20 protein-coding genes are annotated in these 24677 nt (G+C 66.3%); 6 read left to right on the top strand and 14 right to left on the bottom strand.

Annotated features, from left to right (window positions below):
- Nucleotides 1-4: 4 nt before the first annotated feature.
- The gene (locus CG716_RS25300) at nt 5-355 is read left to right on the top strand and encodes an HNH endonuclease (RefSeq protein ID WP_094483885.1); all 351 of its coding nucleotides are present in this window, start codon (nt 5-7) and stop codon (nt 353-355) included.
- Here the strand turns inward: CG716_RS25300 and CG716_RS25295 are convergent, their stop codons facing one another.
- From CG716_RS25295 to CG716_RS25285, 3 genes are read right to left on the bottom strand one after another with little or no spacing between them, the layout of a single operon-like run.
- Nucleotides 356-835, bottom strand: a complete 480-nt coding sequence (locus CG716_RS25295; RefSeq protein ID WP_094483884.1) for a DUF5130 domain-containing protein — start codon at nt 833-835, stop codon at nt 356-358.
- Nucleotides 822-1061: an aa3-type cytochrome oxidase subunit CtaJ gene (gene ctaJ, locus CG716_RS25290; RefSeq protein ID WP_094483883.1), complete on the bottom strand. Its 240-nt coding sequence runs from the start codon at nt 1059-1061 to the stop codon at nt 822-824. The genes CG716_RS25295 and ctaJ overlap by 14 nt, the downstream gene beginning before the upstream one ends.
- A 17-nt stretch (nt 1062-1078) precedes the next feature.
- Nucleotides 1079-1711: an HNH endonuclease gene (locus tag CG716_RS25285; protein WP_094483882.1), complete on the bottom strand. Its 633-nt coding sequence runs from the start codon at nt 1709-1711 to the stop codon at nt 1079-1081.
- Between the two features lie 130 nt (nt 1712-1841).
- On the opposite strand from CG716_RS25285, the gene CG716_RS25280 reads away from it, so the two are divergent.
- Both CG716_RS25280 and CG716_RS25275 read left to right on the top strand, forming a co-directional pair.
- Entirely contained in the window at nt 1842-2237 is a 396-nt protein-coding gene (locus tag CG716_RS25280) for a globin (protein WP_094483881.1), read from the top strand.
- 9 nt (nt 2238-2246) lie between these two features.
- Nucleotides 2247-3821 (top strand): glycoside hydrolase family 13 protein, encoded by a 1575-nt coding sequence (locus CG716_RS25275; RefSeq protein ID WP_094483880.1) that lies wholly within the window; start codon nt 2247-2249, stop codon nt 3819-3821.
- Here CG716_RS25275 and CG716_RS25270 read toward each other — a convergent pair.
- The 10 genes from CG716_RS25270 to CG716_RS25225 form a co-directional block, all read right to left on the bottom strand.
- Entirely contained in the window at nt 3818-4495 is a 678-nt protein-coding gene (locus CG716_RS25270; protein WP_094483879.1) for a DUF1345 domain-containing protein, read from the bottom strand. The two genes, CG716_RS25275 and CG716_RS25270, sit on opposite strands and share 4 nt — an antisense overlap.
- Nucleotides 4496-4503: 8 nt before the next feature.
- Entirely contained in the window at nt 4504-5151 is a 648-nt protein-coding gene (locus CG716_RS25265) for a DUF8185 domain-containing protein (protein ID WP_094483878.1), read from the bottom strand.
- The gene (locus tag CG716_RS25260; protein ID WP_094483877.1) at nt 5148-5561 is read right to left on the bottom strand and encodes an acyl-CoA thioesterase; all 414 of its coding nucleotides are present in this window, start codon (nt 5559-5561) and stop codon (nt 5148-5150) included. The genes CG716_RS25265 and CG716_RS25260 overlap by 4 nt, the downstream gene beginning before the upstream one ends.
- Nucleotides 5554-10410 carry an NAD-glutamate dehydrogenase gene (locus tag CG716_RS25255; protein WP_094483876.1) on the bottom strand — a complete coding sequence of 1619 codons (4857 nt, stop codon included), beginning with the start codon at nt 10408-10410 and terminating at the stop codon, nt 5554-5556. The genes CG716_RS25260 and CG716_RS25255 overlap by 8 nt, the downstream gene beginning before the upstream one ends.
- A 51-nt stretch (nt 10411-10461) precedes the next feature.
- The gene (ettA, locus tag CG716_RS25250; protein ID WP_094483901.1) at nt 10462-12135 is read right to left on the bottom strand and encodes an energy-dependent translational throttle protein EttA; all 1674 of its coding nucleotides are present in this window, start codon (nt 12133-12135) and stop codon (nt 10462-10464) included.
- Nucleotides 12136-12249: 114 nt separating this feature from the next.
- A complete protein-coding gene (locus CG716_RS25245) occupies nt 12250-12702 on the bottom strand; it encodes a single-stranded DNA-binding protein (protein ID WP_094483875.1) in 453 nt (150 codons plus the stop codon).
- 123 nt (nt 12703-12825) lie between these two features.
- The gene (locus tag CG716_RS25240; RefSeq protein ID WP_094483874.1) at nt 12826-14823 is read right to left on the bottom strand and encodes a bifunctional copper resistance protein CopD/cytochrome c oxidase assembly protein; all 1998 of its coding nucleotides are present in this window, start codon (nt 14821-14823) and stop codon (nt 12826-12828) included.
- A 15-nt stretch (nt 14824-14838) separates the two neighbouring features.
- Nucleotides 14839-17175 (bottom strand): glycerol-3-phosphate 1-O-acyltransferase, encoded by a 2337-nt coding sequence (locus CG716_RS25235; RefSeq protein WP_094483873.1) that lies wholly within the window; start codon nt 17173-17175, stop codon nt 14839-14841.
- Complete coding sequence (locus CG716_RS25230; protein ID WP_094483872.1) at nt 17172-18764, bottom strand: HAD-IB family hydrolase/lysophospholipid acyltransferase family protein; 1593 nt, start codon at nt 18762-18764, stop codon at nt 17172-17174. The genes CG716_RS25235 and CG716_RS25230 overlap by 4 nt, the downstream gene beginning before the upstream one ends.
- The gene (locus CG716_RS25225; protein ID WP_094483871.1) at nt 18764-20227 is read right to left on the bottom strand and encodes a wax ester/triacylglycerol synthase family O-acyltransferase; all 1464 of its coding nucleotides are present in this window, start codon (nt 20225-20227) and stop codon (nt 18764-18766) included. Before CG716_RS25225 ends, CG716_RS25230 begins: the two co-directional genes overlap by 1 nt.
- Nucleotides 20228-20450: 223 nt before the next feature.
- Here CG716_RS25225 and CG716_RS25220 point away from each other — a divergent pair, with 223 nt between their 5' ends.
- Nucleotides 20451-23237 carry an aminotransferase class I/II-fold pyridoxal phosphate-dependent enzyme gene (locus tag CG716_RS25220; protein ID WP_094483870.1) on the top strand — a complete coding sequence of 929 codons (2787 nt, stop codon included), beginning with the start codon at nt 20451-20453 and terminating at the stop codon, nt 23235-23237.
- Nucleotides 23238-23244: 7 nt separating this feature from the next.
- Here the strand turns inward: CG716_RS25220 and CG716_RS25215 are convergent, their stop codons facing one another.
- The gene (locus tag CG716_RS25215; RefSeq protein ID WP_094483869.1) at nt 23245-23505 is read right to left on the bottom strand and encodes a hypothetical protein; all 261 of its coding nucleotides are present in this window, start codon (nt 23503-23505) and stop codon (nt 23245-23247) included.
- A 100-nt stretch (nt 23506-23605) separates the two neighbouring features.
- On the opposite strand from CG716_RS25215, the gene CG716_RS25210 reads away from it, so the two are divergent.
- Together CG716_RS25210 and CG716_RS25205 are read left to right on the top strand one after the other, a co-directional pair.
- Nucleotides 23606-23830: a hypothetical protein gene (locus CG716_RS25210; protein WP_094483868.1), complete on the top strand. Its 225-nt coding sequence runs from the start codon at nt 23606-23608 to the stop codon at nt 23828-23830.
- 177 nt (nt 23831-24007) lie between these two features.
- On the top strand, nt 24008-24676 hold the full coding sequence (locus CG716_RS25205; RefSeq protein WP_094483867.1) for an SDR family oxidoreductase: 669 nt from the start codon (nt 24008-24010) through the stop codon (nt 24674-24676).
- Nucleotide 24677: the final 1 nt, after the last annotated feature.

Raw genomic sequence — 24677 nt, 5'->3', positions numbered from 1 at the left:
CGCCATGGCGGCCAGCAACAGTCGCAGGGCACGGGCGGCACGCAGGCGCACCCGGCGCGTCAAAGCGGTGGTCAACGACCTCACCGAGGCGCAGTGGGGCGCACTCAAAGCGGCGTGGAACGGCTGCGCCTACTGCGGAGTGACGGGGAAGCCACTGCAGCGTGACTGCGTGATGGCGATATCGCGTGGCGGCAGGTACACCATGGACAACGTGGTGCCGGCGTGCGCGGTGTGCAATGCCAGCAAGTGCAATGACGAAGTGACCGGTTGGCTGCGCCGCAAACGCCTTGACGAACGCGGCTTCCTGGAGCGTTACGTGCAGATCCGCGCCGAGCTCTTGACGATGTCGCCGTGACTACGGCCGGGAAATGCCCGCCGACAGCACCCGAATCGCGCTGACCAGGCCGTCGATGAGGTTGCCCTCCTGGAACGCCGACGCGGCCGCCGATACCCCGAGCGGGGCTGCCGACTCTGCGCCGCGGCCCCGCACATCGGCGCCGTAGACGACCTCGATGGCCTTCTGATCCGGGGATACGGCCACCAGCACCGCGTTGTTCGGGGTGGGCACGTCGGCCAGGATTTCGCGGGCCCGAGCCGCGGTGTCGCTGCCCAGGTCGCCGATGTACACCGCGAAGCGGGCTTTGGACTGGCGGGTGCCGTACTTCAGCGCGTCGTCCAGCTCGACCAGCTGGCTGATCGGGAACGGGTAGTGCACCGACAGCTCGCCCGGCTCGGTCACACCCGAGATGCGTCCGCTGTAGGTCAGCGCGTAGCCGTACGGCAGATTGGCCGGGTCGACGGTCGCTACCGCGGTCCCGTGGTCACCACTTGCCACTTGCTTGCCCCCCCACATTCACCTCGGCCTCGCCGTGACCGTGATGGCCACCGCTGGGAACCACCTCGTCGACGGCCGCCCACAGGATCGGCGCGTGCGTCCAAGGTTCGGACAACTTGTACGTCGCAGGGTGCTTGCCCCTGCCGGGGAAGATCAGCAGCGCCAACAGCGCCGCGAGCCCAAACGGGATGCCCACGAACAACAGGTGCACGACAGCAACATTCACGGTGCAAACCGTATCAGTCAGGCCGCGCCCTCACCCAGGTAGCGCACCCAGGCCGGGTCGAGTTCCTTGATCGTGCACAACAGCCGCCAGTGCTGACCCTTCGGCGGCAGCGGCACCAGCCGCAACGTCCAGCCCAGCTCGCTCAGGAGCTTGTCGGCCTTTCGGTGGTTGCACGCCGCGCACGCGGCCACGCAGTTCTCCCACGAATGCTCGCCGCCGCGGCTGCGCGGCACCACGTGGTCGACGGTGTCGGCCTTGGCCCCGCAGTATGCACACCGGAACCGATCGCGGTGCATCAGCGCCGCCCTGGTCATCGGAATACGCGCCCGGTACGGCACGCGGACGAAGCTGCGCAACCGGATTACCGACGGGACCACGATGGCTCGAGTCGCCGAGTGGATGACGGGCCCGGCGGGGTCGTCGTGCACCACATCCGCCTTGCCGCACAGCAGCATGATCACCGCCCGACGCATGGGGAGCGCCGTCAGCGGTTCGTAGGTCGAATTCAGTAACAGCACCCGGCGACGTCCCCACACTGATCCGTCGGCCGGGCCGGGTATGTGAGGGTCGGCGTGCAGGCTTGAGCTCGCAAGGGACCCGATTGATCCCGCCGCGGTGCGGTGACCGCGGTGCCGTTTGCCCTGCGCCATACGTCCTCCGTCGACCAGTCCACCACGGATCCGTCGCAACCGCACGACAATTTGTCGTGTGTTCGCAGGTCAAATCCGTGAACATCGGGTGACGTCACCTCCGCCGGAGGCCGACGTACACAATGGTGGAGTGACGGAAGATCCGCAGACGTTCTACGACGCGGTGGGCGGCGCCGAGACGTTCCGCAAGATCGTGTCCCGCTTCTACGAGCTGGTTCGAGAGGATGAGGTGCTGCTTCCGCTCTACCCGCCGGACGAGCTCGACGACGCTGAGGTGCGCCTGCGGATGTTCCTCGAGCAGTACTGGGGCGGCCCGCGAACCTACGGCGAGCAGCGCGGCCACCCCCGGCTGCGGATGCGTCATGCACCGTTCCAGATCGGCTTCCTGGAAAGGGACGCCTGGCTGCGTTGCATGCACACCGCGGTCGCTTCGATCGACTCCCAAACGCTCGACGACGAGCATCGCCGTGAACTGCTGGCCTATCTGGAGATGGCCGCGCAATCGATGGTCAACTCCGCCTTCTAGAGGACGCCGATGATCCAAGCTGCCGTCCCGTGGTGGGCGAACGCGATTTTTTACCAGGTCTACCCCCGCTCGTTCGCCGACACCAACGGTGACGGCGTGGGCGACCTGGATGGCGTCGTCGCTCATCTCGACCATCTGAGCCGGCTCGGCATCGACGCGATCTGGCTCAACCCGGTGATGGTTTCGCCGATGGCCGACCACGGTTACGACGTAGCCGACCCGCGTGACGTCGACCCCTTGTTCGGCGGGCTGGCGGCCCTCGAGCGGCTCATCGCCGACGCCCACGCGCGCGGCATCCGGATCACGATGGATCTGGTGCCCAACCACACCAGCTCTAAGCACGTCTGGTTTCAGGCCGCGCTGGCCGCCGACCCGGGAAGCCCCGCGCGTGAGCGCTACATCTTCCGGGATGGGCTGGGTGTCGACGGCGCTGCTCCACCCAACAACTGGGTGTCGGTGTTCGGCGGGCCGGCGTGGACCAGGGTCACCGAAGCCGACGGCTCACCCGGCCAGTGGTACCTGCACCTGTTCGACGCCGAGCAGCCGGACCTCAACTGGGAGAATCCCGAGGTATTCGACGACCTGGAGAAGACGCTGCGGTTTTGGCTGGACCGCGGTGTCGACGGATTCCGCATCGACGTCGCCCACGGCATGGCCAAACCGCCAGGCCTGCCGGACATGACGAACCCCGACCTCGAGATGCTCACCTTGGACGACGACGATCCGCGCTTCAACCACGACGGTGTGCACGAGATCCACCGCGGGATTCGTTCGGTGCTCGACGATTACCCCCACGCAGTGACGATCGGCGAGATCTGGGTGTTCGAGAACGAGGACTTCGCGAAGTATCTGCGCCCCGACGAACTGCACATGGGTTTCAACTTCCGTTTGGTACGAGCCGAATTCGAGGCCACCAGCATCCGTGAGGCGATCGAGAACGCGTTGGCTGCGGCATCGCTGGCCGATGCCAGCCCGACGTGGACTTTGTCCAATCACGACGTCGAACGGGAAGTCAGCCGTTACGGCGACGGTGCCACGGGGCTGGCCCGGGCACGGGCCATGGCGATGGTGATGCTGGCGCTGCCCGGTGCGATGTTCCTCTACAACGGAGAGGAGCTCGGCCTGCCCAATGTCGAGCTGCCCGACGGCGCGTTGCAGGACCCGGTGTGGGAACGCTCCGGGCACACCGAACGCGGACGTGACGGCTGCCGGGTCCCGATCCCGTGGGCGGGCGACGCTCCCCCGTTCGGCTTCTCGACTAATCCCGATACCTGGCTGCCGATGCCGCCGGACTGGTCCGCGCTGACCGTCGAACGCCAACTGGCCGATCCTGATTCGACGCTGGCTTTCTTCCGCACGATTCTGCAGTTGCGCCGCACCAGCTTTCACTTCACCGAGTACGACGTCGAATGGCTACAGCTGCGGGACGACGCGCTGGCGTTCGTGTCCGGTGGGGTGTTGTGTGTGGTGAACACCGGCACTACCGCGTTGCCGCTGCCGGACGGCGAACTGCTCGCAGTCAGCGCACCGTTGGTCGGTGGCGAGTTGGCGCCCGACGCGGCAGCCTGGATCGCGACCGACTAAATGCCCGCGGCCAGGACGTTGACCACGGACGCGACGATGATCGACCCGAACACGAACGACAACAGTCCATGGCCCAGCGCGGTGGCCCGCATCCGGGTCGACGTCAGGTTGGTATCGGAGATCGCGAAGCTCATCCCGACGGCGAACCCGACGTAGAAAAAGTCCTTGTAGCACGGGCGATCCGAGTCGTCCGTGCTGTTGAAGTCGATCCCGCCCGGCGTGGGTTGCCGAGGGTCGAAATAGTGTTTGGCGTAGACAACCGAGTACAGCGTGTGAATGGTCAGCCAGGACAGCACGACAGTGCCGACGGCCATCCAGCCCGCACCGGAATCGTGCGGGACACCCTGGGACGCTTCTTGGCTGCGGCCGAGCAGGACTCCGACACCGATCAGGCTGGCCACCGCGCCACCGAGCACCAGGGAGAAGACGACCCACGGCAAGGGTTGTTCTTGGGCGGCGTGCCCCTCGGTCTCATCGGAATCGAACGGCCACAAGGATATCCACGTCCAGCCGGTGAAGATGAGCGCCAACGCCGTCCAGCCACCGAGCAATGACAGCAGCCCGTTTCGGTTCCACAACACCGCTGTCACGGCGGCCCCCGCGACCAAACCGACGGTGACGCGGGCCGCCGGGGTCCTCCAGAACGACAACCTGCCGTGCGCGGTCTCAGCCATCCGGGCTCCTAACGCAGTATCAGCGCGGGGTCCCCGCGCCGTCGATACACCGACCCGAACCGCGCGTCGATGCGCAGCCACGTCGGCGACAACCGCACCCGCACGATCTCCTCGGCCCCCGGCGCCTCGGGCACGAATCCCATGGCGGTCAGGGCGAAGACACACCGCATCGGTACGCCGACAACGACGTCGCCCGCACTCACCTGCAGCACATCTTGATCCAGCAGCGAAGCCGGTGGCCCATGTGCGCTGCTGTGCTCCTTGGCCACGCCGGCACCACGCTGCGCCAGATCGGTCAGCACGGCGGCGGGCACATCGTCGACGTGGGTGAAGCCGGCGTCCGGCGGCAGCCCACCACGCCACGCCGAGTCCATCGGATAGCCCAGTTCGATGCGCCCCGAGGCGTCGGCGTCGCGCAGACCGCGCGCCAATTCGTCTGCTCCGCAGGACAAGTCATCGGGCCTGAGCTGGCCGGCCACGGCGCGTCCGGCGAGCACGTCCAGCCCGGTGGCTACCCAGGCCGTCATCAGACCGTCGGGTCTGGTCCGCAGCCGGATCACTGCGGCCTCGTCCAGGCGCAGCGCGTGCTCGACGAACACCGCCAGGTCGCGGCGCCCGTCGGCATCGGCGATCGTCAAGCCACGTTCGGGGTTCATCGCTGCCAGCGTTGCAAATATTCTCGGTGCTTCTCCGAAAGCCGAACCAGCCGTTGCTCTTCGATGTGCACCGCGGCCAGCTGCGTCTCGGCGATCACCGATGGCCGCGAGTCTGGGTCGGCGAGCAGTGAACGCACCTCGTAGCCGATGGTGAAGTCCACTGCACGCAGTCGCTTGGTCCACATCGTCACCTGCAGCGGTGAATCAGCAAGCCGCAGTTGGCCTTTATAGAGCACCTGCACCTCGTGGATCAGCAAACCAATGGTGGCGATGTCGTCGGCGAACGGTTCCTGCAGGAAGTCCACCCGCGCCTCTTCGAGGATCGTCACCATCGTGGCGTGGTTGATGTGCTGGTACATATCGATATCCGACCAGCGCACCCGCACGCCGGTGGTGAAGCCGTTAGCCACTTGATCCTGTTCCACTGGTCCTTGTCATGCTGCGGATCTGGCGCGCCGCCACCGAAAGCGTGGCCAGATCCCGTTCGTCGTCGGCATAGATCTCACTCAGTGTGCGACGGGCCCGTTCCACCCGCGATCCGTTGGTGTGCTCCCACTCGGCGATCTTCTGCTCGCCGGTCTCGTTGGGCTCGCCGACCGCCAGCACGTCGAAACACAGCGCACGCAAGGAGCCGTAGATGTCGTCGCGAATCGCCAAACGGGCCAGTGAATGCCATCGATCGTCACGCGGGAGCCCTGATACCGCAGTCAGCAGCCCGTCGGTGCTCAGGTGGTCCATCAGCGCGAAATAGGCGTCGGCAACCTCGGCGGGGTCGCGCTCGACGATGTCGGCGATGTCGATCACGTCGAGCAGGCTGTACTGATAGAGCCCGCTGGCGACCGTATACGCCAGATCGGCGGGAGCGCCGTGCGCGGCGAAATCGCCGGCCTCCTTGGTGACGATGGCCTTGTCATCACCGCGCAGCCAGTCCGGCATCCGTGGCGTCAGCTCGGCCAGCGTTGCGGCGAACCGGTTGATTTCGGCGCCGACCGCCAGCGGTTGCGGGCGGTAGTTCAGCAGCCAGCGCGCTGCCCGGTCCAGCAGGCGGCGCAGATCAAGCGTCATCCGGTCGGAGACGTTGGCCGGCAGCTGGTTGCTACGGGAAGCGTCACGGATGCGTTGCCACACCTGGCCGATTCCGAAGATCGCATCAGCGGCCACGAAGGTGCGCACCGCGTCGACGTACCCGACACCGGTGTCCTCGGTGACGCGGTAGGCGAATGTGATGCCACCGACGTCGATGACGTTGTTGACCAGCATCGTGGTGACGATTTCCCGGCGCAGCTGATGGGTGCGGATGTCAGCCGTGAAGTTGTCGCGCAGCTGGCTCGGGAAGTACCGCGGCAGCCGAGCGGCGAACACCTCTTGATCAGGCAGGTCGCTGGCCAGTATCTCGTCCTTGAGCGCGAGCTTGACGTGCGCCATCAGGGTCGCCAATTCCGGTGAACTGAGCCCGATCCCGACTTCCTGACGCCGGCGGATCTCCTTGTTGGACGGCAGCGCCTCCAGCTCGCGATTGAGCCCGCGCCGGCTCTCCAGCTCCGCGATCTGGCGGGCGTGCACGTTGAGCATCGGGGCGGCGTTGGCCCGGCTGGTGCCCATCAGGTCGTTCTGGTCGATGTTGTCGGTCAGCACCAGCCGCGACACCTCGTCGGTCATCGAGGCCAGCAGCTCGCTGCGCTCGGCGGCGCTGACCTTGCCCGCGGTGACCAGTGAGTCGACCAGGATTTTGATGTTGACCTCGTGGTCGGAGCAGTCGACGCCGGCGGAGTTGTCCATGGCGTCGGTATTGATCCGTCCGCCGCACAGGTCGAATTCGATGCGGCCCCGCGACGTGACGCCGAGGTTGCCGCCCTCGCCGATCACCTTGGCCCGCACTTGGTTTCCGTTCACCCGGATGGTGTCGTTGGCACGGTCGCCGACTTCGGCATCCGATTCCGCTTCAGCCTTGATGTACGTGCCGATGCCGCCGTTGAACCACAGGTCCACCGGGGCCTGCATGATGGCCTTCATCAAGGCCGGCGGGGTCATTTCGTCGGCGTCGCCCTGCAGGCCGAGCGCGGTACGCATCTGCGGGCTGATCGGAATCGCCTTCTGCTGCCGGCTGAAGACACCGCCGCCTTCACTGATCAGTGCGGCGTCGTAGTCCTGCCAGCTGGAGCGCGGCAGGTCGAACAGCCGGCGCCGCTCCGCCCAGGACCGCTCGGCCACCGGGTTCGGGTCGATGAAGATGTGCCGGTGGTCGAAGGCCGCGATCAGGCGGATGTGGTGGGACAGCAGCATGCCGTTGCCGAACACATCGCCACTCATGTCGCCGACACCGGCGACAGTGAAGTCCTCGCTCTGGGTGTCCACCCCCATCTCCCGGAAGTGGCGCTTGACGGATTCCCAGGCGCCTTTGGCGGTGATGCCCATGGCCTTGTGGTCGTAGCCCACCGACCCGCCCGAGGCGAACGCGTCACCCAGCCAGAAGCCGTAGGAATCGGCGACGTCGTTGGCGATGTCGGAGAAGGTCGCGGTGCCCTTGTCGGCGGCAACGACGAGGTAGGCATCGTCGCCGTCGCGGCGGACCACACCGGGCGGGGTGATGATCGCGCCGGTGACCCGGTCGACGTTGTCGGTGACGTCCAGTAGCCCGGCGATGAACAGCCGATAACACGCAATTCCCTCGTTGCGGAACGCGTCCCGGTCGGCAGCCTCGTCGCCCCGCGGCGCCGGCGGCTTCTTGACGACGAACCCGCCCTTGGCGCCGACGGGCACGATCACGGCGTTCTTGACGGCCTGCGCCTTGACCAGACCCAGGATCTCGGTGCGGAAGTCCTCACGCCGGTCCGACCAGCGCAACCCGCCACGGGCGACGTGGCCGAATCGCAGATGCACGCCCTCCACCCGCGGGGAGTATACGAAGATCTCGAATTTCGGCCTGGGCAAGGGCAATTCGGTGATGAGTTGCGGATTGAGCTTGAGCGATAAGACATTCTGGGCGTGTGCCGAGTCCGGGCTGGTGACGAAGTAATTGGTGCGCAGCGTCGCCTGGATCATCGTGGCGAATGCCCTCAGCACCCGGTCGGTGTCCAGGCTCACCAGCGCGTCGATGTCGGCGGCCACCTCGTCGGCCGCGGCGAGAGCATCCAGTCCTTTGGCCGCCGAGTCCGGATCGAAAATCGCCTCGAAGAGCGCGACCAGCGAACGTGCGGTGCCGGGATTCCCGTTGAGCACCGACTCGATGTGGGACTGGCTGTAGGGGAAAGCCGACTGCCGCAAGTACTTTGCGTATGCCCGCAGCACGGCCACCTGCCGCCAGGTCAGCCCGGCCCGCAGCACCAGTTCGTTGAACCGGTCGATCTCGGCGCGGCCCTCCCAGATGGCGGTGACCGCGTCGGCGAACCGCTCCGCGGTGGCTTCCCACTCCTCCTGGGTGGCGGCATCGGGCATCGAGGCGTCAGGCCGGATCTTGAACTGGTAGATCCAGACCTTCAGCCCGTCCGGGCGTACGACAGTGAAGGGGCGCTCTTCGAGCACCAGCACCCCCATGCACTGCAGCATCGGCAGCAGGTGACTCAGCGAGGCGGTAGAACCGCCGAGGTACCACGTGAGGAAGGCCTCGTTGCCCTCGTCGCCCTCCTCGAACTGCAGCTTGACCGAATCAGCCTGCAGCCCTTCGATGATGCCGATGTCAGTGATCGCCTCGGTCGAGGTGACAGCCTGCTTGAACTCCTCGGGCAGCGCGTCCGCGTAGTGCTCGGCGATGGCCAGGTCGATCTTGCCCGCCCGTGCGGACCCGATCAGCCGGTCACCCCAGGTGCGCAGCGCCTCGGTGAGCAGCTGCTGGACCCGGGCTCGGTTGCTCTCGCCGACGTCGATCGACTGGCGAGTCGAACCGTCCGGCAACCGAACCGTGAAATGCACTACCGCCCAGGGCGATTCACTGATCCGCGCGTTGTAGTCGATGCTCTGCCCGCCGAATTCGCGAACCAGGATGTCCTGCATGGCCAGCCGCACCGCGGTGGTGTACCGGTCGCGAGGCAGGTACACCAGACACGACACGAAGTGGCCGAGGACAGCGGCACGCAAGAACAGCAGCGCACGGCGGCGGGCGCCGAGGTCCACCACGGCGGTGGCCGTGTCGAGCATCTGTTGAGCGCTCAGCGAGAACAACTCCGAGCGCGGGATGGTCTGGATGATGTCGAGCATCAGCTGCCCGGGGTGGCTCGGGTCGCTGTTCGACAGCGTCAATACTTCCCGGACCCGCCGCGAGATCAACGGAATATCAAGAACATTGGCACTCATGGCCGTCGCCGTGAACAGCCCGACGAACCGGTGCTCGACGTCCACCGTGCCAATCCCCGAGTCGCTTCCCTGCCCGCCGGAGGGCGTGGTCTCGCGGATCACCACGATGTACGGGTAGGCGCCGTAGCGCAGGAAGCTGGGCATTGTGGCCTGCGCGAGCACCAGCAGATCGCCGGGATGGGTGAGCTCCGGCAGCACCTCGGTGCGCAACCGCGCCACCCCGAGCCGGCTGGATTCCACGACGGTGGCCACTCCGTCGCTGACCGTGCAGTCCTGGCAGCCCAGCAGCACGAAGTTGCCCACGGCCAGCCAGCGCAGCAGGTCGGCGGCGTCCTCGCGGTCGGGGCCGGCGAACCGTATTCCCTGGTCGTTGTCGAGGTCGCGCGCAAGGTTGTGCAGCGCGGCGCTAAGCGCCCCCGAGTCGAGTGCCACCTGCCGGGCGTCGGCCACCACCATCGGCAGCATCCGTTCCGCCTCGGCCAGTGCCTTGCGGTCGACCGACGGCGACAGCTGCACGTGGATCCAGGATTCCTCGATGCTGTGGGCATCCGCATCGGCGTGGTCGGTCACCACTTGCACGTCGAGCAGTTCGCCGCCGGCCCCCCTACGCACCCGGAACACCGGGTTCATCAGCGCCACATAGGAGACGCCGAGCCGATGCAGCAGCACCGTGACCGAGTCCAGCAGCATCGTGGCCTGGTCGGTGACGATTTGTAGCGCGGGCCCGAACCCGCCCGGATCGTCGCCGGGATAGATGGCGACCAAGGTCTCGCCGACCGGCCTGGTCCGCCCGAGTCGCTCCTGGGCGGCGATCAGACCCGGTGGCACCGCGCGTTCGGCGGCGGCGGTGACCAGCGGACCGGTGTCGGTGGCATCGCCATCCGGCGCCCCCCCATGTGGCCCGCGGTATGTGGCGAGGTAGGCCTCACCCATCCGGTCGAGGTCGGTAATTGTGGGGTCAACCGTCATCCCTGCCGCTCCTGATCAGCTTGCGCACCGACGCTGGTCCGCAGCGCCACATTAGTCGCGTGTGAGCCTGCGATGGGTGACCCTGTGCGGACGGGCCGCGTCAGCTCCCAATCGCTCGAGTTTGTTCTCCTCGTAGGCCCCGAAGTTTCCTTCAAACCAGAACCACTTGGCCTCGTTGTCGTCGCCGCCCTCCCACGCCAAGATGTGCGTGCAAGTGCGGTCCAGGAACCACCGGTCGTGGCTGATCACCACCGCGCAGCCGGGGAAATTCTCCAGCGCGTTCTCCAGCGAGGACAACGTCTCGACGTCGAGGTCGTTGGTGGGCTCGTCGAGCAGGATCAGGTTGCCGCCCTCTTTGAGGGTGAGCGCCAGGTTGAGCCGATTGCGTTCACCACCGGAGAGCACCCCGGCCGGCTTCTGCTGGTCGGGTCCCTTGAATCCGAAAGCCGACACGTAAGCCCGCGACGGGATTTCGTTCTGGCCGACCTCGATGAAGTCAAGGCCGTCCGAAACCACTTGCCACACATTCTTTTTCGGGTCGATACCGGCGCGGCTCTGATCCACGTAGCTGAGTTTCACGGTGTCACCGACCCGCACGCTGCCGCTGTCTGCCTCCTCGAGCCCGACGATCGTCTTGAACAGCGTCGTCTTACCGACACCGTTGGGGCCGATGACGCCGACGATGCCGTTGCGGGGCAGTGTGAATGACAGATCCTTGATCAGAATGCGACCGTCGAAACCCTTGTCGAGGTGTTCGACCTCGACGACGACGTTGCCCAACCGCGGCGGAGCCGGGATCTGGATCTCCTCGAAATCAAGCTTCCTCGTCTTCTCCGCTTCGGCGGCCATCTCTTCGTAGCGGCCCAGGCGCGCCTTGTTCTTGGCCTGTCGGGCCTTGGCGCCGGAGCGGACCCAGGCGAGTTCCTCGCGCAACCGCCTCTGCAGCTTCTGGTCCTTCTTGCCCTGTACCTCCAGGCGCTCGGCCTTCTTCTCCAGGTAGGTCGAGTAGTTGCCCTCGTACGGGTAGGCGCGGCCGCGGTCGAGCTCCAGGATCCATTCGGCGACGTTGTCCAGGAAGTACCGGTCGTGGGTGACCGCCAGGATGGCGCCCTTGTAGTCAGCGAGGTGCTGTTCGAGCCACAGCACGCTTTCGGCGTCGAGGTGGTTGGTCGGCTCGTCGAGCAGCAGCAGGTCCGGCTTGGACAGCAGCAGCCTGCACAGCGCCACACGGCGGCGCTCACCACCGGAGAGGTGGGTCACCGGCTCGTCAGGCGGGGGGCAGCGCAGCGCGTCCATCGCCTGCTCGAGCTGGGAGTCGATATCCCAGGCGTCGGCCGCGTCCAGTTCCTCCTGGAGCTTGCCCATCTCGTCCATGAGCTCATCGGTGTAGTCAGTTGCCATCTGCTCGGCCACCTCGTTGTACCGGTTCAGCTTGGCCTTGATCGCGACGCCGTCCTCGACGTTCTCCCGGACGGTCTTGGTCTCGTCGAGCTGCGGCTCCTGCATGAGGATGCCGACCGTGGCGCCGGGCGCCAGCAGCGCGTCGCCGTTGTTGGCCTGGTCGAGGCCGGCCATGATCCGCAGGACGCTCGACTTACCGGCACCGTTGGGGCCGACGACGCCGATCTTGGCTCCGGGCAGGAAGGCCAGCGTGACGTCGTCGAGGATGACCTTGTCGCCGTGCGCTTTGCGGACCTTCCGCATGGTGTAGATGTATTCCGCCATTGCCGCGGTTTTGCCTTCCGTCTTGGTCGTGAATTGCTCGCCGACCATCCTAGGCGCGTCCGGCGAAGGCCTCGCGGTCGCGCTGGCCAGGCCAGCGCGACCGCCGCGGTAGTTTCATGCCGAGAGGGCCAGGCCCGTCATGTCCTCGCCGTCATCCGCGTTGACAGGATCCTCTTTGTCGGGCTCGTCGGCGACAGGCTCGGACGGCTTGGGCTGGGGTTGTTCGAAACGGATGATGGCGCGGGACAGGTCGGGGCCGACCGCGGTGGCCCGCATCTCCAGCGACGAGCGCCGCACACCCTCTTTATCGTCGTACTCGCTCGTGTACACGTCGCCGACGACGATGACCGGTGCGCCCTTGTAGAGTCCGGCGCCGACGCCGGTGACGAGCCTGCCCCAGCAGTTGACGGTGATGAACAGCGAGTTGCCCGGCTCCCAGGTGCCGTCACCGGTGCGGCGGCGGGAATTGCTGGCCACCCGGAAGCTGATCAGCTCCTGGTCGCCGACGACGCGGCGGCGAAGGTCGGTGACGATGCGGCCGACGACTGTCAGATGAGTCTCGAACATGGCTATGGGTCCTTTCGATTCGATGCGATGTGCGCCTCCAGTGAGCCGCCGGCCCCCGACAACCACGCCCCCACTGCGGCACGCCCGCGACAAGCTGTGGATGAAACCGGGACTGGGGATGGATCAGCGGTTGCCCTCGCGGCGGGCCATCTCGGCCAGCATCGCGTTGTAGGCGGCCAGGTCGGCGTTGTCGTCGCGGTCGGCGGCACGATCGGTCCGCTTGGCGGTGCGCCGGTCGCTGCGGCTCCACTGGATCAGGAGCGCCATCATCACCAGCACCAGCGGGATTTCACCTGCTGCCCAAGCGATTCCGCCGCCGAGGTGCTGATCACCGACCAGGTCGGTGTGCCAGCTCAGGTGCAGTGAGCGGTAGAAGCTCTCCCCCAGCACCTGGTCCATGCCCATCATCACCACGCCGAAGAACGCGTGCAGCGGCAGTGACGCGAACACCATCGCGATCTTGGCTACGGCTGGCAGCGGCCGCGGCGTGGGGTCGATGCCGATGACCACCCAATAGAACAGATAGCCACTGATCAGGAAGTGCAGGTTCATCAGGACGTGGGCGCCGTGATTGCTCACCGCAGCGTCGAAGATCCCGCCGAAGTACAGGCCGTAGAACCCGGCGACGAACATGATGGTGGCCACCACCGGGTGGGTGAAGAACCGCGACCACCTGCTGTGCAGGGCCTCGAGCAGCCACTCTCGCGGCCCGGGCGGATTGCCCTTGCCCGCGGTGGGCAGCGCCCGCAGCGCCAGCGTCACCGGTGCACCCAGCACCAGCAGCACGGGCACAAGCATCGACAGCAGCATGTGCGCGGTCATGTGCATGCTGAACATCGCCGGCATGTACCGGCCCAACCCCGACGACGTGGCGAACAGCAGCACCGCGCAGCCCAGCAGCCAGGCCACCGTCCGGCCCACCGGCCACGTGTCGCCGCGGCGGCGCAACCGGATCAGTCCGGCCAGATAGACCGCGGCGAACACGATCGCGGCCGTGCCGAATACCAGGTCGAAGCGCCAGTCCAGCAGGATCCGCGCGACGGTCGGCGGCCCGGCGAAGTCGTAGCCGATCGCCACTTCGGCGGGCGACGGGTTCGCGTTCAGCGGTGCCGGTGGCGGGGTACGGCCCAGGCCGACCGCGATGCCGAAGGTCAGGCCGAACACCAGCGCCTCGATGAATGCCAGCCGGACCAGTGCGCCGCGTGCCTGCGGGTCGGCTTGCAGTGCGGCTACCGGCCCGCGGCGTTGCCGCCACCCGATCACTCCGAGGGAACCCAGCGCGACGATCTTGGCCACCACCAGCCAGCCGTACTCGGTGGAGAACAGGTCGGAGAACCGCATTCGGATGAAGGCGTTGATCACCCCGGAGAGCGCCATCGCGATGAAGCACCAGAACGCCACCGCCGAGAAGCGTCGCGCGGCCAGGTCGGCGTGCTCGCCGCCGTAGATCGCATGGGCCAGGAGCGCCAACAGGCCGCCCGCCCACAACGCGCCGGCCAGCAAATGGATCATCAGACTGTTGGTGGCCAGGTCGTGGGCACCACCCGCCGACGAATGGCCCGTCAGAGCCAGCGGGATCAGCGTCATCAGCGAGCCGGCGAACAAGAACGGCGTCCACGACCAGCGCAGCACCGCGCGGCCCGAGATCGCGACGACCAGCGCCAAAAACGCCGTCCACCGCCAGGCACCCGCGGTGTCGACCAGGCCGGTCACCGCCCACAGCTGGACAGGGTTGAGATGGTCGCCCAGTGGCTGACCGGAGACGTCGGAGATGGTCAGCGGGATCATCAGGAGGGCGCACACCGCCCACATCCCGGAGGCGGCGACACCGATCCGCAGTGCGCGGTAACCGGCGACGTCGAGCACCCCATTGTCCTGCGGTGGCACGAGGAACGTGGCGAACATGAACGAGCCGACGGCGAGAACCGCCGCGATCTCACCGGCCGCCCGCACGAACGGCAATCCCAATGTGGTGAGCCTGCCTGCGTCGGGCAGGCCGGTCGCGGTCAGTGCATCAGCAAGCGAGAACGCGCCGATGCCGGCGGCGGTGATACCGGCCAGCAGCGCCACCATCGACAGCACGGGCCATACCGCGGTGCGGTGGGCGGCTGGCGCAGACATTCACTCAGCGTATGGTCAGGCGCCCAGCTCGCGTAATTTCATTTCGCGGGCATAGAACTGCTCGGTGGACAGCGCGCTGATGCGGTCCATATCAGCCAGGATGCTGCGCAGCTCGTGCAGGAAGTCCTCGCGGCGCTGCTGCAGATCGGGTGCGGCCTCCAGCAGGTGCTGATCGGCGGCCACCTGCCGGGCTGTTGCGAACAGCAGCGCCGACACCGACTCGTTGCTGCGGATCCGACCCTGCGCCGCATATTGGGCACCTACACCCAATGCCCGCTTGGTCAGTTCCTTCTCATCGATGTCTGTGGGCGCGTCACACAACACGTCGGCGACGATCTCGTAAGCCTCAATGAACGGCCGCAGCATCGCGTGTGACATCAGCGGTTGCTTCCGGCGCAGCAGGTCGTCGACGGCGTCACCGCCGGCGGCGACGTGGACCTCCCAATCGTCTTGCCACGACAGCTCTTCGGCGAGATGCTCACGGAACGCGGCGGAATCAGCGAAGTAGAAATCGAACTTCAGCAGATCACGCAATCTCATCGCCTGGTCCCAGAACACCGCCACCCGGTCGCCGTCGGGTGCGCGCCCGGCATGGGCCAGTGCCAGTTCGGCGATCGCCGTCTCCAGGAACGCGTGGATAAGCGTGTTGCGGTAGAACGCCGCCTCATGTTCGTGCTCGGGGGCGATCCGCCACACCGGCTCGTGCCCGCCGTCCACCCGAGTCACCGGATGCCCGTTGGACAACGCGTCGACGGCGGCCCGCACTCCCTCGGGGGTGCGCAGCCGCAAGGCGCTGTTGGTCATCGGATTCTGCTTTCGCTGAAGGTAATCCAACGAGTCCTGCAGCGTGTGATGCAGCTGGCTCAGCGTCAGCGCACGACCGCGGGTGGTGAGCAGCAGCGCCGACACCAGTCCGGTGGCGTTGATCGGTGTGACCCGCAGGATCCGCCAGGCCACCTCGAAAGCCATCTTCTGCATGGCCAGGCGTTTGGCGTCCTCGTCCGAGGCGATCGCACCACCCGGGTCGCCGAGGTATTGCCGCATCGAGACAGCCTCGGGGAATCGGACGTAGATCTTGCCGTAGTTACGCTCCCCCTGCGCCTTGATGAAGTTGAACAGCCACTCCGCGCTCTCCGGGGTCTTCTCCCCGCCGCGGGCGTAGGCCGCATACTCGGTGGTCTCGTGCAGCTGGTCGAAGCTGATCGATACCGGCTGTAGCAGAATGTCTTCGCTGCGGCCGTCCAGGTAGGCGTCGGCGACGTACGCGAGCAGTCCGAGCTTGGGCGGCAACATCTTTCCGGTGCGTGACCGGGTGCCCTCGATTGACCAGCTGAGGTTGAAACGCTTCTGCACGATGAAGCCGACGAACTGGCGCAGCACGTACTTGTAAAGCGGATCGTCGAGCTTGCGGCGCAGGAAGATGACGCCGGAGCGGCGCATCAGCGGCCCCATGAATCCGAAGGACAGGTTGATGCCTGCGAACGTGTGCGCGGGCGGCAGCTTGTTCTCCTGCATCGCCACCGGGACGATGACGCCGTCGAGATAGGACCGGTGCGACCACAGCAGTACCGCCGGGTGGTCTTCCAGGCCGCGGCGCATGGCCTCGATTTCCATGGAGTCGTAGTCGATTCGCGGGTCGAAGCCCCGGCTGAAGATCGCGCGCCCGAGGTTCGGAATCAGGTCGACGGAGAACCTGCTCCAGCCGGTGGCCAGCTCGTTGAGCATTTCCTCGGCCTTGGCCGGGGTGGCGCCGGGGATCTTGTCCAGGCCCTCCATGAACCGCGAGGACGCCATCAACTCGTCGGTGATCAGCCGTGGCGACTTGTATTCGGGTCCGAGCAGGCGCAATTCCATCCGCTCGACCGCCAGCGCGGCGCGGCGCAGCACGAACCGCGCGAAGTCCCGCGGGCTGTCGCCGACGGTGTTCTCCTGCCACTGCTGACGCAGTTCGGACACCTTGGCCGGTTCACCGGCAACGACGCGGGCGCGCGAGGGATCCTTACGAAGGATGTTGCGCTGCAAGAGCTCCGGCGGCCGGTAGGTGTCACGCCCGGACAGCAGGCCGACGATCTTCACCCGGGTAGGCAATCCGCCGGGAACCCAGAACACCCGCACCGGGACGACCAGTCGGTCCTCCCCGACCCCGAGTTCCTCCACGAGCTGGGCCACCACTCCGGGCGGCGGATCACCGGCAGGCAGTTGCAGCACCTCGACCTTGGTGTCGGGATGCGCCCGTCGCTGGGCGTGCAGCCAGTCGTTCAGCAGCTCGAACTCGGCCTTCGACGACACCGACGCCAGCACCAGCGCGTCGTCGGTGGTACTGAAATCGGCCAAATGGTCGGATCGGGTCATTTGCGGCCCTTGGCATTCGGTGACTTCGCGGCGGGCGCCTTTTTCGCCGCCACCCTCTTGGCGGGCGCCTTTTTGGCAGGAGCCTTTTTGGCAGGTGCTCTCTTCGCCGGCGCCGTCTGGTAGATCTCCGGCACCGGCAGCTTGTCGACAGGCCAGTCCTTGAGCGTGTCCAGATACAGCTGGCGAACCCCGTCAATGCGCTCCGACAGATTCTCCAACGTCCAGTCCTCGACCGAAAGCGGCGGATACACAACGATATCCACCTCACCGGGATTCATGGTGGACGAATCGCGCGAGGCGATCACCTCCGCGTTGCGGATCACGATCGGCACCAACGGAACACCGGCGGCCATCGCCAGCCGGAACGGTCCCTTCTTGAACGGGCCGACGGTTCGGGTGTCCAGCCGGGTGCCCTCAGGGGCGATCATGATCGAGAGGCCCTTGGCCACCAATTCCTCGACCTGGTGCATGGTTTCGAGTGCGGCCTTGGGGTCGTCGCGGTCGATGAAGACGGTGTCGACGAGCTTGCCCAGCGTGCCGACGACGGGGTCGCTCTGCAGCTCCTTCTTGCCGACTCCGGTCCAGTTGTCCCGGATCAGCGATGCTGCAATGACCGGATCGACGTTGTTGCGATGGTTGAAGATGAACACCGCAGGCCGCTGCTTCGTGAGATTCTCTTCGCCAAGGACGTTGAGCCGCACGCCGTTTGCGGCCAATAGCAGATTGGGGAACGCGGTGGTGAAGAAATTGAGGCCGCGCCGTCGGCTACGGGTGAGCGCGCCCCACCAGATCGCACCTGTCGCCGCGGGCACCAGGGCCCCGACGCCGAGCAGGGTGCGGACCTGCCCCATCAGCCCACCGCCGCCTCGGCTGTGGAACTGCAGGATCGGCCAGCCGCGACGGCGAGCGACCGCGGCCATCTTGCCCTCGGGATTGGTCGGGCGTGGGTTGCCGACCAGATACATCAGCGCGACGTCCTCGTCGCCGTCGGCGTAGAAGTACGAGTTCTTGAGGTCAATGTCGTTCTCGGCGGCGAACTTCTGCACCGCGTTGGCCTTGCCGGGTCCCCACAGGATGGGCCGGATCACGTCGCCGGTGAGCACGTCGTCCTCGTCGACCTCGAACCGGTTGGTCAGCGTGTTCTCGATGCCGAGGAACTTGGCCACCGGCTCGACCTGGATGGTGAGGGCCGACGAGCTGAGCACCACGGTGTGCCCACGCTCGAGGTGGGCGTGCACCAACTCGCGCATCTCCGGGTAGATCCGGTTTTCGATCTTCTGCACGAACAGCCGTTCGCCGATCTCCTGCAGGTCGCTCATCTGCCGTCCGCGCAGGGCCTGGGACGCCTTGGTGATCAGATCCTCGAACTCCAGCCGGCCGAGCTGATGGTTGAGGCCGGCGGAAATCATCGTGATCAGCTCACCGATGCCCATGTCGCGGCTACGGAAGCGTTCCTGGGTCAGGATGACGGCGGTGAACCCGGCCACCAGCGTGCCGTCGAGGTCGAAGAACGCGCCGATCTTCGGGCCTTCCGGACTGGCCTTGACCTCGGCGACCGAACCGGGCAGGCGCATCTCCTTGTCGCTCATCAGAAGGACACCGATCCGTTCGGGCTGGGTTGGGCGGACTCGACGGGGTCGGGGAACGACGACGGCACCACCTTCGGCGGCGGATCTCCGGCCAGCGCCAGCACCTCGTCGAAACCTTCACGCAGGCATTGCGCCCACAGGTGCTCGTCGGTGATCGACGCGCGGTCGTAGCGGGTGGTGACCGTGGCGAAGCCGCCCCGGGAGACCAGCACGACCATCATCGCGACACCGGGCAGAGGCCCGATCCCGAACTGCCGCAGCACTTTTGCCCCAGCGATGTAGGTGTCGCCGGCGTATACCGGAACATTGCTGGCCTGCACATCGGAGGCAATGACCGAGCCGGTCATCGCCTCGAGCACGGCGTCGGGCAGCAGCCCGATCACCGGCGCGACGGCGCCCATCAAATCGATGGCCGCCTCCTCGCGCCGTGAGGTCATCTGCTTGCGGATCTTCTGGATGCGCAGCGTGGGGTCGGCGACGGCGATCGGCGCGGCGAGGTTGACCCCGGCGAACCGGTTGCCACCGGCCGGGTCCGCCTCGGCGCGCAGGCTCACCGGCACGGCCATCGGCAGGCTGTTGATCGGAACGCCGAGCGTCTCGTGATAGCGCCGCAACGCCCCGCACAACCCGGCCAGGTAGGCATCGTTGATCGAGCCGCCGGCGGCGTGGGCGGCCGAACGCAGATCGGCCAGGCGCATCTCGATGGCTTCGCTGCGCGACGACAGGCTTCGGCGGCGCAGCAGCGGCGACGGTTCGGCGGCGCGCCCGATGACGCGGCGTCCGGAGCGGGCATAGTCGACGACGTCCCACACAGCCGTGCCCGGGTTGCGCACGGCGCGCCCGACCACCGACAGCCCACCGGAGACGGCACTGAACAAACCGCCGACGATGGCGCCGGGCAGGTGGTTGAACCCTTCGCGCATCAGGTCGTTGGGCGTGAGGTCCTGTGGCACCGGCACTGGCGGAGCGGGTCGTGGGGCAGGCTCCCGTTCCAGGTCGTAGATCTCGGCGAACATCGCGGTGGCGCCGACTCCGTCGGTGACCGCGTGGCTCAGATGCAACAGGGTGGCCGCCTTGCCGCCTTCCAGTCCTTCCACGAGGGTGGCCGTCCACAGCGGCCGCGAAATGTCCAGCGGCGACTGCAGGCTCACCTCGGCGAGGTCGAGCACCTCACGAAGGGTGCTGGGCTCGGGCACCCGCACGCGGCGGACGTGGAAGTCGAGGTTGAAGTCCGGGTCGACGACCCAGCGGGGCGCCGCCGTCGGCAGCGTCGGAACCACGACCCGCTGCCGCAGCCGCAGCACCTTGCGGGAGGCGTTCTCGAAACCAGTGCGGAACCGGTTCCAGTCCGGGGTGCGGTCCAGGATCTCCAGGGCCATGATCCCGGACCTGGTCCGCGGGTTGGCCTCGCCGCGATGCAGCAGCATGTCCAGGGCGCCGAGTTCGTCAACGGGTCCACTCATCGATCCACCCTCATCGACACCGCCAGCCTCCCTTTCACGGATCCGTCCACGCGGTCACCACGCTAGTCGGCACACAAGGGCGGTGGGTCTCGATTGTGAGACGGCTTGCAGGCAGCCGAAACCCTGACGTCAGCCGATCGACGGCCACGGTTGGTCTGCCGTTGGCCCGCACTCCACGCTCGCTCTGCAACCCTTGTCAGCGAGAATCGTGAAAGGGCCTACCATGTCGGACATCTCGCGCGCGTACAACAGTGTCGGACAGCTGCGGGCAGACGCCTGGTGCCGGCTCGAGGAGGCAGCAGACCGGCTCACGAGGACCTCCACGACCGGTGCGCTGAAAGAGAAATACGTCGGCATCTGCCGGGATCTGCTGACCGAGCTGACACCGCTGGAGCCGTACTGGGCGTTCCCCGGTTCCCCGCAATTCGCGCGGGTGCAGCGGCTCTTCGCCGGGGGCAGCTACGACAAGTTCGCAGCCATCGTCGCCCGCATCAATCGCGCGCTGACCACCGAGTCCTACCGGTCCGGACACGCCGAGCATGCCGGCGGCGAGGACCAGGATCTGTTCCCGACCGACCCGCGCCAGCTCGAAGGCGCGCCGTCGACTCATCGCGAGCAGCCGTACTTCGAGGTGCTGGTCGTGGAGAAGATGACCGACGCGCAGGAGCGCGCGCTGCGCAAAGAGGTTCGCAGCTGGCGGCGCCCCGATGACGAGTTCGTCTACGAGCTGGTGGTAGTGGGCAGCGGCGACGAAGCCCTGATCGCCGCCCGGCTCAACGTCAACCTGCAGGCCGTCGTGATCCGACGCCGGTTCTCTCACCAGTCCACGCGTGACCTGTCCACGCTGGCGGAGTTCATCGACACCGAGCTGACCGACGAACTCGCCGATCACCAGTCCCCCGACGACCGCGCCGAGATCCTGGCCACGTCACTGTCTGAACTGCGTCCCGAGCTGGACCTGTACCTGATGACGGAGATCGAAGTCGAGGACATCGCGGGCCGGCTGGGCCAGCACTTCCGCCGGGTGTTCCACGCGCGTGAAGGCATGCTCGAGTTGCACCTGTCGATCCTGCATGGGGTGGCCGCCCGGTACCGCACGCCGTTCTTCAGTGCTCTCAAGCAGTACAGCCACCGGCCGACCGGTGTTTTCCACGCGCTGCCGATCTCGCAGGGCAAGTCGATCGTCAACTCGCATTGGATCAAGGACATGGTCGGCTTTTACGGCCTGGACGTGTTCATGGCGGAGACGTCGGCCACGTGCGGCGGCCTCGATTCGCTGCTCGACCCGACCGGCCCGCTGCGCGAGTCGCAGGAACTGGCGTCGGAGATCTACGGCTCGCGGCGCAGCTACTTCGTCACGAACGGCACGTCGACGGCGAACAAGGTCGTCACGCAGGCCCTCGTCGCACCGGGCGACATCGTGTTGCTCGACCGCAACTGCCACCAGTCCCACCACTACGGGATGATGCTCGCCGGTGCGCAGGTCGTCTATCTCGAGGCGTATGCGCTGGAGCAGTATTCGATGTACGGCGCGGTGCCGCTGCTCGAAATCAAGTCGAAGCTGCTGGCGCTCAAGGCTGCAGGCAAGCTCGACCGGGTCAAGATGATCTCCCTGACCAACTGCACGTTCGACGGAATCGTCTACGACGTGACGCGGGTGATGGAGGAATGCCTGGCGATCAAGCCCGACCTCGTGTTCCTTTGGGACGAAGCGTGGTTCGCGTTCGCACGCTTCCACCCGGTCTACCGCACCCGCACCGCGATGGCATCGGCCAAGGCGCTGCGCGCGAAACTGCAAGACCCGTCGTACATCGCGCATTACGAGTCCACGCTGACCGAGCAGGCCGCCATGTCCGACGAGGAACTGCTGCACACACGGCTGAGCCCTGATCCGGCTCGGGCGCGGGTGCGGGTGTACGCCACCCAGTCGACGCACAAGACGCTGACCGCGTTGCGGCAGGGTTCGATGATCCACGTCTTCGACCAGGACTTCGAACAGAAGGTTGCCGAGTCGTTCCACGAGGCGTACATGGCGCACACGTCGACCTCGCCGAACTACCAGATCCTGGCCTCATTGGATCTGGGCCGGCGCCAGGTGGCACTCGAAGGGGTCGAGCTCGTCCAGCGTCAGCTGGAGAATGCGATGCAGCTGCGCGATGCGATCGACAATCATCCGTTGCTGCGCAAGTACGTATCGTGCTTGCGCACTTCAGATCTGATCCCCGAGGTCTACCGGCCGTCGCGTATCTCACAGCCGCTGCGTTCGGGTCTGCGCAACATGATGGCGGCCTGGGGAGCCGACGAATTCGTGCTCGACCCGTCGCGAATCACGTTGTCCATCGGCAATACTGGCTACGACGGCGACGAGTTCAAGCGTCAGCAGTTGATGGACCGGCACGGCGTGCAGATCAACAAGACATCGCGCAACACGGTGTTGTTCATGACCAATATCGGCACGACGCGCAGTTCGGTGGCGTTCTTGGTCGAGGTGCTGGTGAAGATTGCCCGCGAACTCGAGGAGCACGTCTCGGAGATGAGCCTGGGCGAGCGCGGCCGGTTCGAGCGGCGGGTGTATCACCTTACGCGGCAATCGATTCCGCTGCCCGACTTCAGCGGATTCCACGCCGCGTTCCGCGACGGCGATGCCACGCCGGAAGGCGATGTCCGGCCCGCGTTCTACCTCTCGTACAACGACGCCAACTGCGAGTACCTCAGTGATGCCGAGATCGACGAGCGACTGGCGGCTGGCCGGCAGGTGGTCTCGGCGACGTTCGTGACGCCTTACCCGCCCGGGTTCCCGGTGCTGGTGCCCGGGCAGTTGTTCAGCCCCCAGATCCTGGCTTTCATCCGCGATCTGGACACCCCCGAGGTGCACGGCTACCGACCCGACTACGGGTACCGGGTGTATACGGAGAAGGCGATGGAGATCGCCGCCGGTGGCACAGCGGTCGAGTCGAACGGGCATCGCGCTCTGGTGACGGCGAGCCGCGAGGAACCGGGATTGGACTAGGCAGGGACTAGGCCACGCACAGCGGCGGGAGCAGCAATAGCACCGGCCACAGCAGGGCGGCCAGTACGTAGGCGGCCACCTCGGCGCCGGCCGGCAGCACCTGATCGAGCCGATTCTGCAGCTGCAGCACCGCTTCGGCGTGGAAGAAGGCCCAGGTGAGTCCGATCAGTAGATGCGGTATCGCCAGCCACATTGCGAGTTCGATCAAGGCTTCGATGCTGACTTTGTAGTTGAGCACCCGGCGCAGCCGGGTCATCAAATCGTCCACAGGCCCCTCCCCGAGTCTGAGAACTCAGGTTCTCACAATTTCGTCTCTGCGGCTGCCGAATTGGCTACGATTGGCCTCACTTCGGGGCGGGAGGGAAATCATGCTGACGAAGCTTCGTCAGGTGCTGAACTACCAGCTGACCATCGCCGAACTCATCGGTCTCGGACTGCTGCTCGGTGTGCCCTACCTGGCGGTCGGCCTGGTGTGGTCGTCCACCCACACCGAGCATCTGCATCAGTTGCACGGCGCCGATCTGGTCGTGTCGTTCCTCGGGTCCATCGCGTCGTGGCCCGTGCTGTTGTTCGCGAATGTCTGCATGACGTGACCCCCGCCGGATCGTCGCGGGGGCGTTGCCTACGGTCGGGCTGGCGTGGCCGTTGCTCCGATCGCGCACATCACAGAACTGACGCCGCCGACAACCTTAGCGTGATCTTATCTTTACCTTATTTTTCTTAGATTTCGTGTACGGTGGGTTCTGCCGCAGCAACGGAAGGAACCCGCCATGCAGCTATTCGCACGCGTCGTCCTGATCACGGGCGCATCGAGAGGTATCGGAGCCGAGGTGGCGCGCCAGCTCGCCGCCCCCGATACCCACGTCATCGTGAACTACCGCGAGCAGGTGGACCGGGCGAATGCGGTCGTCGAGGCGATCCGTGGAGCCGGCGGCAGTGCTACGGCGCTGGCCGCTGATATCTCCGACGATGTCGAGGTCGCGGCGATGATGCAGTACATCACCACCCAGTTCGGCAAGCTGGATGCGTTGATCCTCAACGCGACGGGTGGCCTCGACATGGGCGCCGATCCCGGTCACGCCATGCGGCTCAACCGCGACGCTCAGCGACGGCTCACCACGCTGGCCATGCCCTTGATGCCGGCAGGTTCGCGGATCGTATTCGTCACCAGTCACCAGGCCCACTTCTATCCGCACAAAGCGGTGCCGAAGGGATATGCGGGAATCGCCGCGAGCAAGCGGGCGGGCGAAACTGCGCTCTACGCAATGCGTTCCGAGCTCGACCACGCGGGAATCCACGTGACGGTGGCTTCCGGCGACGGAACCAGCATCGTCCCGGTCGAGGAATTCGCGACTGCGATTGTCAACGCCGCGGTGACCCCGAGTCCGTCGACCATCGTCTACCGGGGCAGTGCCGACTATTTGATGACGGTGGCCTGAG

The organism is Mycolicibacterium sphagni (assembly GCF_002250655.1).
Classification (GTDB): domain Bacteria; phylum Actinomycetota; class Actinomycetes; order Mycobacteriales; family Mycobacteriaceae; genus Mycobacterium; species Mycobacterium sphagni.
Note: the sequence above shows the minus strand (reverse complement) of the source record. Positions and strands in the feature narration are given on the sequence as shown.

What these genes read in the sequence shown, in the direction of transcription:
- CG716_RS25300 (WP_094483885.1), top strand. Translation starts at nt 5, where the DNA reads ATGGCGGCCAGCAACAGTCGCAGGGCACGGGCGGCACGCAGGCGCACC.
- CG716_RS25285 (WP_094483882.1), bottom strand. Translation starts at nt 1,711, where the DNA reads ATGGCGCAGGGCAAACGGCACCGCGGTCACCGCACCGCGGCGGGATCA.
- CG716_RS25275 (WP_094483880.1), top strand. Translation starts at nt 2,247, where the DNA reads ATGATCCAAGCTGCCGTCCCGTGGTGGGCGAACGCGATTTTTTACCAG.
- CG716_RS25270 (WP_094483879.1), bottom strand. Translation starts at nt 4,495, where the DNA reads ATGGCTGAGACCGCGCACGGCAGGTTGTCGTTCTGGAGGACCCCGGCG.
- CG716_RS25265 (WP_094483878.1), bottom strand. Translation starts at nt 5,151, where the DNA reads ATGAACCCCGAACGTGGCTTGACGATCGCCGATGCCGACGGGCGCCGC.
- CG716_RS25255 (WP_094483876.1), bottom strand. Translation starts at nt 10,410, where the DNA reads ATGACGGTTGACCCCACAATTACCGACCTCGACCGGATGGGTGAGGCC.
- ettA (WP_094483901.1), bottom strand. Translation starts at nt 12,135, where the DNA reads ATGGCGGAATACATCTACACCATGCGGAAGGTCCGCAAAGCGCACGGC.
- CG716_RS25245 (WP_094483875.1), bottom strand. Translation starts at nt 12,702, where the DNA reads ATGTTCGAGACTCATCTGACAGTCGTCGGCCGCATCGTCACCGACCTT.
- CG716_RS25240 (WP_094483874.1), bottom strand. Translation starts at nt 14,823, where the DNA reads ATGTCTGCGCCAGCCGCCCACCGCACCGCGGTATGGCCCGTGCTGTCG.
- CG716_RS25235 (WP_094483873.1), bottom strand. Translation starts at nt 17,175, where the DNA reads ATGACCCGATCCGACCATTTGGCCGATTTCAGTACCACCGACGACGCG.
- CG716_RS25230 (WP_094483872.1), bottom strand. Translation starts at nt 18,764, where the DNA reads ATGAGCGACAAGGAGATGCGCCTGCCCGGTTCGGTCGCCGAGGTCAAG.
- CG716_RS25225 (WP_094483871.1), bottom strand. Translation starts at nt 20,227, where the DNA reads ATGAGTGGACCCGTTGACGAACTCGGCGCCCTGGACATGCTGCTGCAT.
- CG716_RS25220 (WP_094483870.1), top strand. Translation starts at nt 20,451, where the DNA reads ATGTCGGACATCTCGCGCGCGTACAACAGTGTCGGACAGCTGCGGGCA.
- CG716_RS25210 (WP_094483868.1), top strand. Translation starts at nt 23,606, where the DNA reads ATGCTGACGAAGCTTCGTCAGGTGCTGAACTACCAGCTGACCATCGCC.
- CG716_RS25205 (WP_094483867.1), top strand. Translation starts at nt 24,008, where the DNA reads ATGCAGCTATTCGCACGCGTCGTCCTGATCACGGGCGCATCGAGAGGT.